This is a genomic window from Actinosynnema sp. NPDC002837, assembly GCF_040295345.1.
Classification (GTDB): domain Bacteria; phylum Actinomycetota; class Actinomycetes; order Mycobacteriales; family Pseudonocardiaceae; genus Actinosynnema.
In genome coordinates this window covers 143056-160642 of the sequence record NZ_JBEOVG010000002.1, presented here as the reverse complement: position 1 = coordinate 160642, position 17587 = coordinate 143056, and the positions used below count along the sequence as shown (strand labels likewise).

Annotated in this window: 12 protein-coding genes; 4 read left to right on the top strand and 8 right to left on the bottom strand. The window is 72.8% G+C overall.

The genetic code is table 11. The annotated features are described in order from the left end of the window. Positions 1 to 7: 7 nt before the first annotated feature. The 4 genes from ABTZ99_RS02195 to ABTZ99_RS02180 form a co-directional block, all read right to left on the bottom strand. The gene (locus tag ABTZ99_RS02195; protein ID WP_498785807.1) at positions 8 to 2863 is read right to left on the bottom strand and encodes an AfsR/SARP family transcriptional regulator; all 2856 of its coding nucleotides are present in this window, start codon (positions 2861 to 2863) and stop codon (positions 8 to 10) included. Positions 2864 to 3586: 723 nt separating this feature from the next. Continuing rightward, entirely contained in the window at positions 3587 to 4237 is a 651-nt protein-coding gene (locus ABTZ99_RS02190) for a DedA family protein (RefSeq protein WP_498785805.1), read from the bottom strand. 185 nt (positions 4238 to 4422) lie between these two features. Next, positions 4423 to 4614 carry a DUF397 domain-containing protein gene (locus ABTZ99_RS02185; RefSeq protein WP_498785803.1) on the bottom strand — a complete coding sequence of 64 codons (192 nt, stop codon included), beginning with the start codon at positions 4612 to 4614 and terminating at the stop codon, positions 4423 to 4425. Between the two features lie 17 nt (positions 4615 to 4631). Continuing rightward, positions 4632 to 5480, bottom strand: a complete 849-nt coding sequence (locus ABTZ99_RS02180) for a helix-turn-helix domain-containing protein (RefSeq protein ID WP_498785801.1) — start codon at positions 5478 to 5480, stop codon at positions 4632 to 4634. A 168-nt stretch (positions 5481 to 5648) separates the two neighbouring features. Here ABTZ99_RS02180 and ABTZ99_RS02175 point away from each other — a divergent pair, with 168 nt between their 5' ends. Next, a complete protein-coding gene (locus tag ABTZ99_RS02175) occupies positions 5649 to 5972 on the top strand; it encodes a hypothetical protein (protein ID WP_499607457.1) in 324 nt (107 codons plus the stop codon). A gap of 412 nt (positions 5973 to 6384) precedes the next feature. Here ABTZ99_RS02175 and ABTZ99_RS02170 read toward each other — a convergent pair whose 3' ends face one another. The 3 genes from ABTZ99_RS02170 to gnd form a co-directional block, all read right to left on the bottom strand. Beyond that, positions 6385 to 8589, bottom strand: a complete 2205-nt coding sequence (locus tag ABTZ99_RS02170) for a SulP family inorganic anion transporter (RefSeq protein WP_499607454.1) — start codon at positions 8587 to 8589, stop codon at positions 6385 to 6387. A 313-nt stretch (positions 8590 to 8902) separates the two neighbouring features. Further along, the gene (locus tag ABTZ99_RS02165) at positions 8903 to 9520 is read right to left on the bottom strand and encodes a rhomboid-like protein (RefSeq protein ID WP_498785792.1); all 618 of its coding nucleotides are present in this window, start codon (positions 9518 to 9520) and stop codon (positions 8903 to 8905) included. Between the two features lie 25 nt (positions 9521 to 9545). Further along, the gene (gene gnd / locus ABTZ99_RS02160; RefSeq protein ID WP_498785789.1) at positions 9546 to 10985 is read right to left on the bottom strand and encodes an NADP-dependent phosphogluconate dehydrogenase; all 1440 of its coding nucleotides are present in this window, start codon (positions 10983 to 10985) and stop codon (positions 9546 to 9548) included. 123 nt (positions 10986 to 11108) lie between these two features. Here gnd and ABTZ99_RS02155 point away from each other — a divergent pair, with 123 nt between their 5' ends. From ABTZ99_RS02155 to ABTZ99_RS02145, 3 genes are all read left to right on the top strand, one after another. Next, positions 11109 to 12116, top strand: coding sequence for a LacI family DNA-binding transcriptional regulator (locus ABTZ99_RS02155; RefSeq protein ID WP_499607451.1), 1008 nt, complete (start codon positions 11109 to 11111; stop codon positions 12114 to 12116). 167 nt (positions 12117 to 12283) lie between these two features. After that, positions 12284 to 14164 carry a ricin-type beta-trefoil lectin domain protein gene (locus ABTZ99_RS02150; RefSeq protein ID WP_499607449.1) on the top strand — a complete coding sequence of 627 codons (1881 nt, stop codon included), beginning with the start codon at positions 12284 to 12286 and terminating at the stop codon, positions 14162 to 14164. Between the two features lie 171 nt (positions 14165 to 14335). Beyond that, positions 14336 to 15721: a hypothetical protein gene (locus ABTZ99_RS02145; protein WP_499607446.1), complete on the top strand. Its 1386-nt coding sequence runs from the start codon at positions 14336 to 14338 to the stop codon at positions 15719 to 15721. Between the two features lie 86 nt (positions 15722 to 15807). On the opposite strand, the gene ABTZ99_RS02140 is transcribed toward ABTZ99_RS02145, so the two are convergent. Beyond that, a complete protein-coding gene (locus ABTZ99_RS02140) occupies positions 15808 to 17577 on the bottom strand; it encodes a sigma-70 family RNA polymerase sigma factor (protein ID WP_499607443.1) in 1770 nt (589 codons plus the stop codon). Between the last annotated feature and the right edge of the window lie 10 nt (positions 17578 to 17587).

Below are 17587 nucleotides of genomic sequence, written 5' to 3'. Positions count from 1 at the left end.
GCAGCGGTCAGACGGTCGTGGTGGCCCGGGCGCGCGCCAGGCGTTCCCGGACCTGGTCGGACTCCGGGGTGCCGAGCTCGGTGAACAGCGCCAGCGCCCGCTGCCAGTGCGCCACCGCGCCGGGCAGGCCCTGGCGGTCGAACACCGTGGCCAGCCGGTCGTGCGCCATCGCCTGGTGGTACGGGCTGGCCGCGGCGGAGGCCACCGACAGCGCCGTGCGCGCCGACGTGACGGCCTCACCGCCCTCGCCCGACTCCAGCAGCACCATCGCGAGGTCGGTGTGGCAGGTCGACTCACCGCACTGCTCGCCGACCTCGCGGTACATCGTCACCGCCGCCCGCAGCCACGTCTTGGCCTCGTCGTAGCGGCGGGACGCCAGGTGCAGCAGCCCGAGGTTGTGGTGGGCGTTCGCCTCGGCCCACCGCGAGCCGGCCGCCCGGCTGACCTCCAGCGCCTCCCGGTAGGAGGTCTCCGACTCGTCGACCCGGCCCAGGAACGCGAGCATGTCCGCGACCGCCGTCAGGGCTCTGGCCTGCGCGTTCACGTCGCCGGACGCCCGCGCCACCTCCAACGCCTCGCGATGCCGGGCCAGGGACTCGTCCATCCGCTGGAACTGGGCCAGCGCGATGCCCAGGTTGAACAGCATCACGAACTTCGCCTCGGGGTCGCCGAGGGTGGTGGCCGCCTCCAGCGCGGCCTCCGTGGTGCGCAGCCACGTCGTCCGGTCCGCGCGCAGCCAGAGGAACCGCGACAGCGTGTACGGCAGCTGCCAGGCGTGCACCAGCCAGCCCGGGTCCGAGCCCGGCGCGGCGGCCAGCTCGGCGGCGGCGATGATGTTGCCCTGCTCGGCGTCCAGCCAGGCGCTCGCCTCGGCGGAGCCGTGCAGCTTCGGCACCTCCAGCGGCACGTGCTCGGGCGCGACCCGCACGCTGCTGCCGCGCGTCACCGGCAGCCGGCCGTCGGCCAGGTCCGCGCAGTGCAGGTAGAAGTCGAGCATCCGGCTGGTCGCCTCGTGCCGCACGGGCGCGGGCAGTTCGGCGGCCAGCGTCCGCATGTAGACGCGCACCAGGTCGTGCGCCCCGTACCGGCCGGGCTCGTTGACCGACAGCAGGTTGGCCGCCGTCAACGCGTCCAGCGCGCGCTGCGCGTCGCCGACCCGCACCTGCGCCATGGCGGCCACCACGAACGCCGTGACGTCCGGGCCGGGGTGCAGGCCGAGCAGCGCCAGCAGCCGCGCGGGCAGCGGCGACAGCGCCCGGCGTGACGCGTCCAGCGCCGCGCGCACCGTGGAGTCCTCGTCCTCCAGGCCGAGGGCCGCCAGCCGGCCGTGCTCGTCGTCCAGCTCGGCGACCAGCTCGGCCACGCGCAACGTCGGCGCGACGGCGAGGCGGGCCGCCGCGATCCGCAGCGCCAGCGGCAGCCCGTCGCACAGCACGGCCAACCGGCGCAGCGCGGCGGCCTCCGTGCCGTCCCGGCCGGCGACCCGGCTGACCACGGCCACCGACGCGTCCGGGTCCAGCATGTCCAGCTCGACCAGCCGGGCCTCGGCGTGCGCGACCAGCCCGACCAACCGCCGGCGGGACGTGACCAGCACGCACGACGGCGGTCCGGGCAGCAGCGGCAGCAGTTCGGTCGAGCCGCGCGCGTTGTCCAGCATCACCACCATGCGCCGGTCCGCGATGAGCGTGCGGAACAGCGCCGACCGCTCCTCGACGGTGACCGGGATGTCCGCCGACGGCACGCCCAGCGTGCGCAGGAACCGGCTCAGCACCTCGCCCGCGCCCAGCGGCTCCTGGTTCGGGTCGTAGCCGTGCAGGTCGACGTACAGCTGGCCGTCCGGGAAGTCCTCGCGCACGCGTTGCGCCCAGTGCAGGGCGAGCGCGGTCTTGCCCACGCCGGCGGGGCCCGTGACGACGAGGACCAGCCCGCCCTCCGGGTAGGAGGCCAGCAGGCCGTCCAGGCGCTTGAGCTCGTCGTCGCGGCCGATCAGCGACGCCGAGACGCGCGGCAGCTGCGCGGGCGTGATGGCGGGCGAGGACTCGGCGACCGGGCGCACGTCCATCGGCCTGGTCGGGCGCTCGGGCTCGGGGTTCTCCCCCGCCAGCACGGCCTGCTGGAGCTTGCGCAGCTCCGGGCCCGGCTCGACGCCGAGCTCCTCGACCAGCACCCGGCGCGCCTCGCGGTAGACGGCCAGCGCCTCGGCCTGCCGCCCCGCCTGGCACAGCGCGCGCATCAGCAGGCCGTGCCCTCGTTCCCGGAGGGGGTGCTCGCCGACCAGCGTGGTCAGGGACGGCACCAGCTCCGCGCCGCGGCCGATCAGCAGCAGCAGCTCGGCCCGCTCCTCCAGCACCGCGAGCCGGCGTTCGACCAGCCGACCGCGCTCGACCTCGGCGAACAGGCCCGCGACACCGCCGAGCGGCTCGCCGCGCCACAGGCCGAGCGCCTCGTCCAGGGCGGTGGCCGCCGCGATCAGGTCGCCGGAGGCGCGCAGCCGGGCCGCCGACACCACGCCGCGCTCGAACTCGTCCAGGTCGACCTGCTGGGGGTCCACCCGGAGCAGGTAGCCGTCGCCGACCGAGGTCAGCAGCTCGGCCGGGGCGCGGCGGGCGCGGCTGGGCTCCAGCGCGCGGCGCAGCCCGGCCACGTAGGTCTGCACGAGGTTGACCGCGCTGGTCGGCGTGTTGTCGCCCCAGACGGCCTCGATGATCTGGTCGCGGCTGACCGGCGCGTTGCGGGCCAGCAGCAGCACCGCCAGCACGGCACGCTGCTTGGCGGCGCCGAGGTCGACCTCCCCGCCACCGCGCACCGCCCGGAGCAGGCCGAGCACCTCGAACCGCAAGCGCTCGCCGCCGCCGTCTGCCACCGACCGATCCTTCGCCGAAACGTTGAGAACCCCGACCGAGCCTAGGAGATCACTTCAGTCCGGCTCCAGTCGTCCTGTAGCCGCATTCTTACGCTAAGCGTGTCCGATCAACCACACAGGGCGAACCCCGGTGAGCGAGGTTGGACCAGACAGCGGAACATCCGCTGCTCTCCCTGAACGACGAGGGCAGGCCGGCGTGCAAGGGGCATCCAGCCCGCGGCGGCGGAACGCCGGCCCGCCCTCGTCCCCTTCTCCACCGGAGACGGGTCATCCGGTAGGGGATGGCCCATCTCCATTGCCCTCCCCCCAGTCGAAGGGGCCGTGTCCGGGACCGAACCCCCGGGCACGGCCCCTTCGGCGTTGCGCGGCCTCCCGTGACCTCGACCGGCGGCGCCACCGCAGTTCTGCGGGCGCCGCGGTCCTCGAGTTGAGGAAGATCGGGTGATGGCCGGTTCGGGTCGCGCGCGGTGGGTGGTCGGCAGCGCGCTGGTCGGCGGCGCGGCGGCCGGGCCGCTCGGGGAGGTCGCCGCCTACTACCGGTCCTTGGCGCTCGGCCGGATGGTGGTGCCGGGCGAGACGGGGGCGGGCAAGACGGCCATGGTGCTGCGGTTTCGGCCACCGGACGATCCAGGCCCTCCTCGCCGCGGTGCCCGAGCACCTGCCCGAAGGCTCGCGCCGGGCCGACGGTCGCGCCGCCCGGTCACCAGCGCGGTGAGGACAGGCTCAGGCGACCTCTTCCAGCTCGCGCGGCTCGCTGCCGGCGTTGGCCGCCTTGCGCCGCTTGCGCAGGAACACCACGACACCGACCACGGCGGCGAGGCCCATCAGGCCCCACATCGCCCCGTTGAACACCGACTCGATGTACTTCGCCGACGCGCCCGCGGCCGAGCCGATGCCGATGTGCAGCGCCGACCAGCTCACCGCGCCGGCGATCGACGCGGGCAGGAAGCGGCGGTACTCCAGCTTCGACGCGCCCGCCGACGCGGGCACCAGGGTCCGCACCACCGGCATGAAGCGGGCGAAGAACACCGCCCACGCGCCACGCCTGCGCAGCAGCGCGCCGGCCTTGTCCCAGTGCTCCTGGCCGAGCTTGCGCACCACCTTGCTGTCCCGCAACCGGTCGCCGTACCGGCGGCCGAGGAAGTAGCCGATGCTGTCACCGGCCACCGCGCACACCGACACGACCAGCCACATGACCAGGAACCGGGGCACGCTGGTGACCGTCGTGGCGGCCAGCAGCAGCGCGCTCTCACCCGGCGCGATGAAGCCGACGCCCAACGTGCACTCCGCCAACGTCAACGCGCCCGTCACCGCGAGCACGGCGGGCTGCGGCAGACCGGCGAGCCCTTCCAGGGCGTCGGTCAGCAAGGCCATGGTTCATCCCCCTGTGGATCATGACGAGCACTCGGCGTGCAGGCTAAGGGGAGTCCACCGCAACGACGCCGGCGGGCGCATCGGACCGGGGTCTGACCGACCGCCAGACCAAGGTCGTACGGGTGGGTGGCCGAAAGTCGGGGACGCGCCTTAAGGCACGTCCCCGAGGTGAACGGGCCGGTGGGTCACCGGCTGTCGAATGCGCCGCCCTTCGCGCCGACCACGAATCGGGACCACTGCGCGAATCCGAAGCCCAACTCGCCACCGGTCCGGTTCTTCGAATCACGCAGACCGGCGCCGTTCTGGCCGAGCGCGATTTCCACGCACTCCGGACCACCCGCGGACGACCACGTGCTCTTGCGCCACTGGCGTTGCATGGCAGTTCACCTCGGATTCAGGCGAGCTCGCGCGCCACCCGCCCGATCAGCGCGGACGAGGCGGCCGGGTCGAGCGATTCGGCGCTGAGCCGTGCGAACATGTCGGAATACCGGGCGACGTCCGAGGGCTGTTCCCAATAGAAGTCGCCCCTCGGGCTTTCGATGTATACCACGGCCGGATCCGACTGCTCGGGAAACGACAGGATGACGAACGGACCGTCCATCGCAGCGTGACCGCCCGCCTCGAAAGAGGCCACCTGGAGAGTGATGTTCGACAGTTCTCCGACCTCGTTGAGTCGCGCCAGCTGCTCGGCCATCACCTCCGGGCCGCCTACCAACCTCCGCAAGGCTGCCTCGTCCACGACCACGTGCAGGCACAGCGGGTCGTCCTCCAGCAGCAGCGCCTGGCGCGCCTTGCGCAGCTCCACCCGGCGGTCCACCTCGGCCGGCGCGGCGTCCGGCAGCACGGCCCGGATCAACGCCCTGGTGTACGCCTCGGTCTGGAGCAGGCCGGGCACCATGAGGCCCTGGTAGGTGCGCACCCACTCGGCGTCGGCCTCGAACCCGACGTACCGGCCGGGCGCGATGTCGCCGAACTCGTCCCACCACGCCCGGCGCCGCGCGTCACGGGCCAGCTGCACGAGCTCTTCCGACGTGGCCCGGTCGGCGCCGTAGGCCGAGAGCATGTCGCGGACGTCGCGCGGGGTGACGCCGACGCGTCCGGTCTCGATGCGGCTGATCTTGGACGCCGAGCACTCCAGCCGCTCGGCGACGTCCTCGATGGTGAGGTCGGCCGCCTCGCGCAGCCTCCGCAGCTCGCTGACCAGCCGTCGCTTGCGCAGCGTCGGGCTGCTGCCCCGTGGCATCCGGACACCTTTCGTCGACGGCCCCGACCCAGGGGCCGCGGTCCAGTCTGTGCGCGGCCGCGAACGGAGCAAAGTGACGTCATCCATTCGTGTACTGCAACTTGCAGAGGGCCGGACGCGGTAACAGGCTGCGTGCAGCACACCGCCCCCAGGGAAGGAGCGCTGAAGGTGTCCACCACCGTCTTCAGCCAGCTCGACCGGTCCCTCCGAGAACACCTGGCCACGCTGGTCCGCCTCGCGTCGACCGGCGACGACGAGACGGCGGTCGAACTGGCCCGCTGCGAACTGCCCAGGGTGGTGACCGCGATCAAGGGGCTGCTCGACGAGCACACGCCCGACGAGCACGGCCGCTGCCCGACCTGCCGGACCCGCCGCTTCCGCCGCCGCCTGCCCTCGCCCTGCCGGGCGTACCTCGGCGCGCAGCTGGCGCTGACCGTGGGCGGCGACGAGCCGTCCGGCAACCACCGCAGGCACCTGCGCAGCGTCGGCTAGCCCAGCTCGGTCGGGCGACGCGCCTTCCCCGCAGATCGAGCCCCACCAGCGCCGCCCGACCTGATCCGAGCCCGCCGACGGACCGGCCACGCACCCCCGACCGAGGCCGGTCCGCCGACGAGGCTCGGCACGGGGTGGTCGGTCCGGTGAGGGGGCCGACCACCCTGTGTTGGATTGCCGCTGCTCCGCAGGCGGCGGGCGAGGTCGCCGGGAAGTCGACCGTTCGCGCCCTGATTCCCGACGATCGAAAAGCGTGATCGCCGGGAACGAGGACGCGAACGATCGACGCGACCTCGCGGGTCGGTGTGACCGTCAGGTGAGGTGGGGCGGTGGCAAGGGTGGAGTGCGTGGCGTTGGGGCGGTGGGTGGTGGGGGCGGTGGGGAGGGGGGTGGGGAGGGGGTGGCGTGGGGGTTAGGCGTAGACCGGTTGGAGGCCGTCGCGGTCGGGGTCGATCAGGTAGACGCGGGCGGCGGAGATGTCGAAGTACATGCCGACCAGGCGCAGTGATCCGGTGGCCACCGCCTCGCGCACGCTCGGGTAGGCCATGAGGTTGTCCAGTTGTTGCGCCACGTTCGCCACCGACAGCCGTTCCACCACCGGCAGGTCGGACTCGGTGGCGTGGAACCGGATCAGGCTCGGTTCGACCGCCTTCAGCCACGCGTGCAGCTGCGTGCCCGGCCGCGTCGAGCCCTGCACCACCGCCTTCATCGCGCCGCAGTCCGAGTGCCCGCACACCGCGATCGTCTCGACCGCCAGCACCTCCACCGCGTACTCGATCGCCGCGCCCACGGAGTCGTCGCCGTCCAGCGGCACCAGGTTGCCGATGTTGCGCACGCAGAACAGGTCGCCCGGCCCGCTCGTGGTGATCAGGTTGGGCACCACGCGGGAGTCGGCGCACGTGATGAACAGCTGCCGCGGGCGTTGGCCTCGCGCGGCCAGCTCCGCCAGGAACGGGCGGACCAACGGCGCGGTGGTGCGCTCGAACTCGCGCATGCCGCGGATCATCGGGTCGACGTCGGCGCGCGGCCGGGGCAGGGTGACGTGCCGGTGGCGCTGCCAGTGCGACCACGGCGCGAACCACCTCGGCAACGGCGACAGCGGTGTCTTGCGCAGCGCGGGGATGCCCTTCCTGGCCTTGCTGAACCACGTGTCGTGCACCTCGTCCACCTCGACGTGGCCGCCCAGCCGCTCGTAGCCGACGCGCCAGTCGTCGATCGCCTCGTACGCGCCGTGGTCGAGGAAGTCGATGTGCAGCTCCAGCACCACGCGCTGCCCCAGCGGGATGGCGCGCAGCCCGCGCACCAGCCGCCCGGCGCCCAGGAACACGAGCGAGCCGCGGATCGTCACCCGCCAGGCGTCCGGCTCCTCCTCGATCCGCACCGACGAGCGGGTCAGCCGGTACAACGACCGCAGCACCGCCGCCGCGACCCCCAGCAGCACGCCTTCCACCAGCCCGAGCACGAGCACGCCCACCAACGTGACCGCGTACGCGGAGAACTCGCCGTGCCGCCACAACGCCCGCATCCGGCGCACGCTCACCAGCCGCACGCCCACCACGAACAGCACACCCGCCAACGCCGCCAACGGGATCAGCTCGAGCACCCAGCCGAGCGCGAGCACGAACACCGCGATCCACAAGCCGTGCAGCACGGTCGACGCGCGGGTGCGCGCGCCGGCGACCACGTTGGTCGAGCTGCGCGCGATCCCACCGGCGATGGGCAGCCCGCCCAGCGCACCGGCCACCACGTTGGCCGCGCCCTGCGCGATCAGCTCCCGGTCGAGGTCCGCGCGCGGGCCGTCGTGCAGCTTGTCGACGGCCACGGCGGACAGCAGCGACTCGACGCTGGCCACCACGGCCACGGTCAGCACGGCGAACGCGACCGCGCCGAAGCTGCCGGACGGCATCTGCGGCAGCACGACCTGGCCGAACGGGTCGCCGGGCAGGTCGACCCTCGCCACGTCGAGCCCGACCGTGGCCAGCGTCGCGGCCAGCACCGCCACCAGCGGCGCGGGCACGAACCCGGCACGCGGCACGCGCGGCCACAGCAGCAGCGCCAGCACGGCGAGCGCGCCGACCAGCAGGGCCGACCACCCCACGTCGGTGGTGAACACCTTGGCCAGGTTGTCGAACACGGACGTGGCCGCCGAGCCGCCGAGCACGACGGACAGCTGCCCCAGCGCGATGCTCAGGCCGATGCCGGCCAGCATGCCGTGCACCACCGCGGGCGACAGGGACAGCGCGACCCGGCCGAGCCGGCCGAGGCCGAACGCGACCTGCACCGCGCCGGCGGCGAGCGTGATGGCGGCGGTCGCGGCCCAGCCGTACTCGGCGATGACGCCCGCGATGATCACCACCGAGCCGGTCGCGGGTCCGCTGACCTGCACCGGCGTGCCGGACAGCGCGCCGGCCACGATGCCGCCGACGACGGCGGAGATCAGCCCGGCCATCAGCGGCGCGCCGGTCGCGGCGGCGACGCCGAGCGAGAGCGGCACGGAGATCAGGAACACCACCAGCGAGGCGGGCAGGTCGTGGCGCAGCACGGCGGCGACACCGCCCGGAGGGCCTGCCGTGGTGTGCTCGCCCGCGTGGGACTTGTTGGGGCGCGGTCGGTTCATGTCGGGTCCTTTCGAGCGCAAGGGGTCCTCGCCCCACGCGGCGCGCGGGGTGTCGTCGATCGCAGAGGGGGTCTAGCGCCGTGCTAAGGGCGGCAGCAGGCGCGGCCAGAAGGCGTCGAGTCGGAACTCGGCCCCGGCGCGGTGGTGAGGGTTCGCCACGGTGGCACCTCCGTGTCGGCACAGGGGAACGTGTCGGCACAGCCCGCGTCGCACAGGTCGCGTCCACACCATGATGACTGAGGAAGTGGGCGGTCTGACAGCGGATCCACCCGGTCGTGTTGATCACGAGCGGGCGTCACGCCTGGTGACGGACCTACCGGCCGACGGCGGCGTAGGCGCGGCCGACCGCGACCGTGCCGCCGCACAGTCCGATGAGGACGGCCGCGACCTGGCCCACGGCGGTGAACTCGGGCACGGCGCCGAACCACTCCGCGCCCGCCAACGGGTACGCGAGGAGCAGCGCCAGCCACGGCACGCGCAGCACCACCGGCCCCAACACGGTGATGCCTCCGGCCGCGGCGCACGCCACGTAACCGGGACCGACGTCGACCACGTCGGTGAGATCGGTCGGGTAGACACCCGAAGAGATGACGAACGCCGTCACGAGCGTCGCGCCGACGTGTCCTATGAGGACCACCGCCACCGCGCGCCACGGCCCCGCCTCGCGCTCCAGCACGCCGAGGCAGACCGCCACGGCGACCAGGGCCAGACCGGTGGCCACCAGGCCGTCGCCCGCGGGGTCGAGCACGAACGCGCTGCCCAGCAACGCGTTGACCGGGTGGTCGTCGAGGTTCGTCGCGTTCGTGCTCAGCGATTCCCGCACCTGGGCCGACATCCCGTCGGCGAAGACGAACCGCGTCAGCAGCGCGAGCACCGCCACGGCCGACAGGTAGCCGGCCGTGACGGGGTGGCGGCGGAAGCGTTCACGCACCCGGCCATGATCTCCGCCGGTGGTCTCAGGCGTCCACTTGAGACCTGTCACCCGACCAGAGGGTGTGGAAGCTGCCCTCGCGGTCGGTGCGGCGGTAGGTGTGCGCGCCGAAGAAGTCGCGCAGCCCCTGGATCAGCGACGCGGGCAGCCGCTCGGACCGCAACCCGTCGTAGTACGCCAGCGCGGAGACGAAGCCGGGCGCGGGCACGCCCGCGGTCACCGCCTTCACCACGACGCGCCGCCACGCCGCCTCGGCCGACTTCACCGCGTCGCGGAAGTAGTCGTCCACGAGCAGGGACGCCAGCTCCGGCGCCTTGTCGTAGGCCTCGCGGATGCGGTCGAGGAACCGGGCCCGGATGATGCAGCCGCCGCGCCAGATCGTGGCCATCGCGCCCAGGTCGAGGTCCCAGCCGTACTCGGCGCTCGCCGCCCGCATCTGGTCGAAGCCCTGCGCGTACGCCACGACCTTCGAGGCGTACAGCGCCTGCCGCACGTCCTCGACCAGCGAGCCGTCCGCGTCGCCCGCGACCTCGGCTGGCCCGAACGCCGACCGCACCGCCTGCCGCTGACCCGCCCGCCCCGACAGCGACCGGGCGAACACCGCCTCCGCGATGCCGGTCACCGGCACGCCGAGCTCCAGCGCCTCCTGCACGGTCCAGCGGCCGGTGCCCTTCTGCTCGGCCTCGTCCGCGATCACGTCCACCAGGGCGGCGCCGGTCTCGACGTCCACGTGGCCGAGCACCTCGGCGGTGATCTCGACCAGGTAGGACTCCAGGTCGCCGGTGTTCCAGCCGCGGAACACCTCGGCGACCTCGGCGGGCGCCAGGCCGCCGACCCGGTGCAGCAGGTCGTAGGCCTCGGCGATGAGCTGCATGTCGGCGTACTCGATGCCGTTGTGCACCATCTTCACGAAGTGCCCGGCGCCGTCCGGCCCGACGTGCACGCAGCACGGCACGCCGTCGACCTTGGCCGCGATGTCCTCCAGCACCGGCCCGAGGTGCTGGTAGGACTCCTTCGAACCGCCGGGCATGATCGACGGGCCGTTGAGCGCGCCTTCCTCGCCGCCGGAGATGCCGGTGCCGACGAAGTGCAGCCCGGCCTCCTTCAGCGCGGCCTCGCGGCGGCGGGTGTCGGCGTAGTGGGCGTTGCCGCCGTCGATCACCATGTCGCCGGGCTCCAGCAGGGGCACGAGCTCGTCGATGACGGCGTCGGTGGGGCCGCCCGCCTTGACCATGATGATGATCTGGCGGGGCGTCTGGAGGCTCGCGACGAGCTCCTCCAGCGTCTCGGCGGGCACGAAGTCGCCCTCGTGGCCGTGGTCGGCGATCAGCGCTTTGGTGCGGGCGTGGCTGCGGTTGTGCACGGCGACGCGGTAGCCGTGCCGGGCGAGGTTGCGCGCCAGGTTGCTGCCCATGACGGCGAGCCCGGTGACGGCGATCCGCGCGGGTGCCTCGGAGGTGGTCATCTGCACAGCCTGCCGAAATCCGCGCCCGCGCGCACCTGTGTGACACCCCTCAATGCCCACGGTGCCGAACTCGGCCGACCGCGCTGTAACATCGTGAAACACCAGTGGAACAGGAGGGCGCGGATGGCCAGGGCGACGGTGCGGGACGTGGCGCGGGCGACCGGGCTTTCCATCGCCACGGTGTCGCGAGTGCTCAACGGTCAGGCCAACGTCGCCGAGCACACCCGCGAGCTGGTGCTGCGCGCCGTGGCCGGGTTGGGCGCGGAGGCGCCGCGAGCCCGGGGCGCGAAGCCGGCCGGCCCCATCTACGTGCGCTGCCCGTACCTGCTGACCGACTACTTCGGGCTGATCGTCTCCAGCGTCGCCGAGACGTTGGCCCTGCACCACCGCCAGGTCGTGCTGAGCGCGGGCGTGTCGGCGCAGCGGGAAGCCGTGCTGCCCGGATTGGCGGCCCGCGCGGACGTGGGCGGCGCGATCCTGATCCTGCCGCCGGAGCCGGCCGAGGAGCTGGTCCGGCTGCGGGACCGCCGGTTCCCGTTCGTGGTGGTCGACCCGCGCACCGAGCTGCCGCGCGACGTGGCGTCGGTGTCGGCGGCGCACTTCTCGGGCGCGCGGCGGCTGATGGCGCACCTGGTGGAGCTGGGCCACCGGAGGATCGGGATCATCGGCGGCCCCGGCGACTGGCTGGCCAGTGACGGCAGGCTCGCCGGGTACGCGGCGGCGTTGTCCGACGTCGGCGTGCTGCCGTCGGCGGAGCTGCTGCGGCACGTGGACGAGCCGACCGAGGAGAACGGCTTCCTGGTCGCCCGCGACCTGCTCGGCCTCGCGGACCGGCCGACGGCGCTGGTCGCGTTCAACGACAAGATGGCCGTCGGCGCGCTGCGGGCGGCCCGCGAACAGGGCCTCGACGTGCCGGGCGACGTGTCCGTCGCCGGGTTCGACGACCTCGACCTCAGCCGTGCCACGCGGCCGGAGCTGACCACCGTGCGGCAGCCGTTGCAGGAAATGGGCCGACTGGCCGTGACCCTGCTGATGCGGTTGCTCGACCGGCACGAGCTGGAGGCGCTGCACGTCGAACTGGCCACGGAACTGGTGGTCAGGGCGTCCACCGGGCCCGTGCCGCGCGGCTGACGCCGGCACCCTTCACGGTCTTTACCGGTATCCACCGGTGGGTATTGCACGACCTTGACACGGGTTCGGCAGCATTGTTTCCTTTCACCTGCGGACAAGTTCCATAAATGTTCCAGTTTGTTACAGACTGCCGACCCCTGCCCACAACGTCGTGAAAGGAGTCCGGGGTGCCCTCTTCCCACCGTCGGGCTTTCGTCAGCGCCGGCATAGCCGTGATCACCGTCGCAGCCGCACTCGCCGTCTCGCAGCCGGCCGCGGCCGCCGGCGAGACGGTCAACGTGTACCTGACCACCACCTCCGACAGCGGCGGCCGGGTCGTCACCCGCGGCCTGGCCCAGCAGCCCTCCATCGCCTTCGGTTCCAACGGCGGCAGCGCGACCCACACCATCACCGTCAACGAGGGCACGACCTACCAGCAGTTCGAGGGCGGCGGAGCGTCGATCACCGACACCACCGCCTACCTGCTGCGCGGCGGTCCCGTCTCGGCGGCCACCCGGGACGCGGTGATGCGCAAGCTGTTCCACCCGGTCGACGGCATCGGCCTGTCGTTCGTGCGCAACCCGATCGGCGCGTCGGACCTGTCCCGGCCGGGCCACGTCTCGCTCGACGACACGTGCTGCGACCTCGACGACTGGGGCGCGAACGGCTACGACACCAACGTGCGGCTGCTGACGCAGCAGGCCAAGCAGCTCAACCCGCAGCTGCGGGTCAAGGGCGTGCCGTGGAGCGCGCCGGGCTGGATGAAGGACAACGGCCGCATGGACCAGATGGGCTGGCTCAAGTGGGAGTACGCGCCGATGTACGCGCAGTACTTCGTGAAGTACGTGCAGAGCTACCAGGCCGCGGGCATCCCGGTCGACTACGTGTCGGTGCAGAACGAGCCGAACTGCTGCCAGGCGTCCAACCCGACCGCGATGAACTACCCCGGCATGAGCTGGAACCCGGCGGGCCTGGTCGAGTTCACCAAGAACAACCTCTACCCGGCGTTCCGCGCGGCGGGCATCAACACCAAGGTGCTGGTGCACGACTGGAACTACGGCGACTACGCCAACTTCGGCTCCGGCGTCCTCAACGACGCGGGCGTGCGAAACGACCCGCTGTTCGGCGGCATCGCGTGGCACGGCTACTTCGGCGACCCGGCGGTCGGCACTCAGGTGCGCAACCAGTACCCGAACGTCAAGCAGTTCAGCACCGAGCACTCCGGCGGCACGTGGATCTCGAACCAGCACAACGAGGACATGGCCGACATCGTCAACTACGCCCGCAACTACAGCTCCAGCCTGGTGAAGTGGAGCCTGGCGCTGAACCAGAACATGGGCCCGCACAACGGCGGCTGCGGCACGTGCACCGGCCTGATCACCGTGCAGGAGGGCGGGTCGCGCGCCGGTCAGGTCGACTACACCGTCGAGTACTACACGACGGGTCACCTGACGAAGTTCGTCCGGCCGGGCGCGTACCGGATCGACTCGACCGCGAACGGCACGGTGCAGAACGTGGCCTACCGCAACCCGGACGGCTCCAAGGCCCTGATCGCGCACAACGGCGGCACGTCGTCCCAGTCCATCCGGGTGAACTGGGGCAACCAGTCGTTCACCTACACCCTGCCCGCCCGCACCTCGGCGACGTTCACCTGGCAGGGCACGCCGGGCTCCGGCAACCCCGGCGGCAGCGGCGGCGCGATCACCGGGCTGGCGGGCAAGTGCGTCGACGTGGCGGGCGCGAGCAGCGCGGACGGCGCGGCCGTCCAGCTCTACACGTGCAACGGCACGGCGGCGCAGCAGTGGTCGCGGCCCGGTGACGGCACGCTGCGCGCGCTGGGCAAGTGCCTGGACATCAAGGACCGCGGCACCGCCGACGGCGCGCAGTTGCAGCTGTGGAGCTGCGCGGGCGGCGCGAACCAGCAGTGGACCTACACCTCCGGCCGCGACCTGGTGAACCCGGCGACCGGCAAGTGCGTGGACGTCACCGGCAACACCAGCGCCGACGGCACCAGGCTCCAGATCTGGACCTGCACGGGCGCGGCCAACCAGAAGTGGACCATCGCCTGACCGCTGCCGCCTGACCGCTGTCGTCCGAACAACCGCCGTCGCCCGATCACGGTCACGGCCGGTGTCGCCGACCGCTGTTGTCCGATCGCGGTCTCCGACCGCTGCGGGATCCCGCTCCACCGGGGCGGGCCACCGCTGACAGCCGGCCGCGACGGGGCGAGAGTCGGGGGAATGACCCGATTACTCGTGCTCGTCGCGGCCGTGTTCGCGGCCTCCCTGACCGCACCGGCGGCGGCACAGGCCTCGTGGACGCTGACCACCGCGCAGCGGCAGGCCTACCTGAACCACTACGCACCGGTCATCCTCAAGCGGGGTGACGAGAACGACGGCAAGCAGGGCCGCGACTGGCTCGCGAACTTCGACTTCGACCGGGACGGCGTCTACGCCACCAACCGGGCGAACTGGAAGCTCGTCCCCCAGTACGTCGCCAACGCCGCCGGCTACGACCGCTGGCGGATCCGGCCCACCCTCTACACCGCGCTGCTGGAGTTCACCGAGAACGGCAGCAAGTCGTTGGTGCTGCTGTACCACGTGTACAACGCGGCCGACAAGGACGGCGACGAGATCCACGACTGGGAACGCGTGGAGATCGTGGTGCGCGGGGTGACCGGCACGCCGGGCGGCGCGGGCGAGTCGTTCGGCAACGCCACCGTGACGCACCACAAGGACCACGTCATGCGGCGGTCCTACGACCCCGACGTGAACTTCCTCCAGACGCCCACCGGCAAGCACTTGCTGCTGTGGCAGGCGGACGAGAGCGACTTCGACCTGCCGAGCGCCGGGCCGCACGCCCACGAGCTGCGGTTCGTCACCGACACGTGGGCCGTCATCTCCGGTCGCATGGCGGCGGCCGGCAACGCCGAGGTGCGCATCTCCGGCGCGGACGACCGGCGCAACGTGCACTACGCGTTCGTGCCGGAGGGCGCCACGGGCGCGGTGGCGGCGTTCGGCGCGGTGCCGCTGACCTGGGCCAACGCCTCCGCGCAGGCCAGCCGGGTCGACAACGGCACCAAGGTGACGTGGCCGCGGGTCAAGCGGCTGACCTACGAGTTGCAGGACCTGGCCGACATCGTGCCCACGCACTGGTCGCAGTCGGCGTGGCAGCGGCACTGGCTGGCGACCGACGTGGTGGACGTCCGGTTCGAGACGCCCGCGCTGGGCATCGGCACGGGAGTGCAGCGGTTCTACAACCAGTCCCGCGACGACGCCGCGTCGGACCTCACCGACGGCCGCGAGGGCTACCTGTCGAAGGCGTGGTTCTTCGGCGCGTACTCGGCGGAGCTGGACGAGGACACGCCGTCCGGGTCCGACGACTTCGGCGGGTTCGCGGGCACCGGCCTGGACAGCTCGGGCCGCAGCCGAGGCGCGGTGAGCGGCGACCTGGCGTCGCACGGAGCGTACTGGCGGCAGCACGAGTACTTCGTGCACTCGGGCGGGATCGACGACAGCACGAGCCGCGAGGTGGGCGTGTGGTTGCCGCCGGGCTGGCACCTGGCCGCGAACGGCGGCTTCGACGGCCGGTGGCAGCCGCTGTTCGACGACCGGCCCGCCGCCTGAGGGGTACCCGGCCCGCCGCTGCTCGACCAGCGGCGGGCCGGTACCGCGGAGCGCCCGTCGCCGCACGACCGGCTCCGGGCGCTCGCCTAACCGGTGGCGCGGTAGGCCTCGCCGGCCCGGTTCGGCGTCCCTCCCGGCACGTACAGCCCCGTGCCCGGTTTGTCGGCGGGGAGCGCGAACCACGCGTAGCGCTCCAGGTAGGGCAGGTCTTCGAGCATCCGGGACGACGCGCCGGCGAAGTCGGCCAACTGCTGCGCGTCCGGGTAGCGCACGCCACCGCCGGCGAAGTCCATCAGCGAGTACTCGGTCAGCCAGATCGGCAGGCCGTAGCGCGCGTGCACGGCGTCCAGGTAGTTCTTCAGGTGGCCGACGGCGGCCGGGCCGAAGTCCGAGCCGTACCAGTGCAGGGTGATGAAGTCGACCCGCAGGCCGCGCTGCCGCGCCCCGGCCAGGAACCGGTCGAGCCAGCCGCCCGCCCGGTCGCCGCTGTGCGCGACGGCCGGGCTGCCCAGGCGCATCCCGGTCGCCTGGAGCTGCGGCCAGAGGTCCAGCGCCTGCTCCACGGTCAGGTTCGACTGCTCGGCGAGGTCCGGCTCGTTGAAGCCGAGCAGGGTGGTGCCCTGGCCCCGGACCGCCTGGAGGTTCGCCGGGGTCACCGTCTTCGCGCCCCAGATCATGGGCACGTACTCGACGCCGGGCGGCGGCTGCACGTCCTCCCTGGTCGGGGCCCAGTTGTAGAACCAGCCCGCGCCCACGTCGGACAACGCCGCGGTCACGCCGTCGAAGTGCCAGGTGCCGACACCCTTCTTCACCGACCTGGCGACCTGCTGCACGACCGGCGCCGGTGCTGCCGTGGTCGTGCTGGTGGTGGTGGTCGTTGTTGTCGTCGTCGTAGTGGTCGTCGTGGACGGGATGGTCGAGGGCACCCGGCTGGTCGTCACGGCGACCGGGGCGGCCGCGGGCGGTGGCGTCCGTTCCAGGGGCAGCAGCACGACCGCGCCCGCCACCGCCGCGACGGCCGCCGCCGCGATCAGCGGTTTGGTGGCCGCGTGCGCCCAGAAGCCCTTCTTCGCCACCGCGATCACGGGCTCGGCGGCGGCCAGGTCGAACCCGGCGGGCAGCGGCACGAGCGGGATCCTGGCCAGCAGGCCGTCCACCGCGGCCAGGTCGTCGAACCCGCGGGCGCAGCGGGCGCACTCCCGCGCGTGCCGCACGATCCGCTTGCGCCACAACGCGTTCGGCTGCCCGTCCCAGTCCGCGATCACCTCGGCCAGGTCCCCGCAGCGCGGCAGGGCGAGCACCCGGACGACCACCCGCGCCCCGTCGAGCTGAGCCTTCATCCGCTGCACCCGCACCGCCGCGTGCTGCGGCGTGAGGTCGAGCGCCTCGGCCAGCTCGGCGCGGGTGATCCGGCCGACCTGCTCCATCCACCACAGCGACAGCAGCTCGCGCTCGTCGTCACCGATCCACCGGGTGGCCGCGACGACCTCGCGGCGTTGGCCGGTGAGCTGGAGCCGGGTGATGGCCAGGTCGGCGAAGTCCGCGCCGGGGTCGGCGAGGTCGGCCGGTTCGGCGTCGGCGAGCGGCGGCCGGGCCTTGTGGTGGTCACGGACCTGGTTCAGCGCGATGGCCAGCAGCCACGACCGGAACGCCTCGGGCTCGCGCAGCTTCGGCAGCCCGTTCAGCGCGCGGAGCATGGTCTCCTGCACCACGTCGTCGGTGTCCGGGTGGCCCGCCAGGGCGCGTCCCACCACGTTGTAGACCAGCGGCAGGTAGGCGGCCACCAGCGCGTCCAACGCGCCCGGCTCGCCCCGCTGCGCGGCCGTCACCGCCGCGGCGTCCTCTGGTGTGCGCATGCCGTTCTCT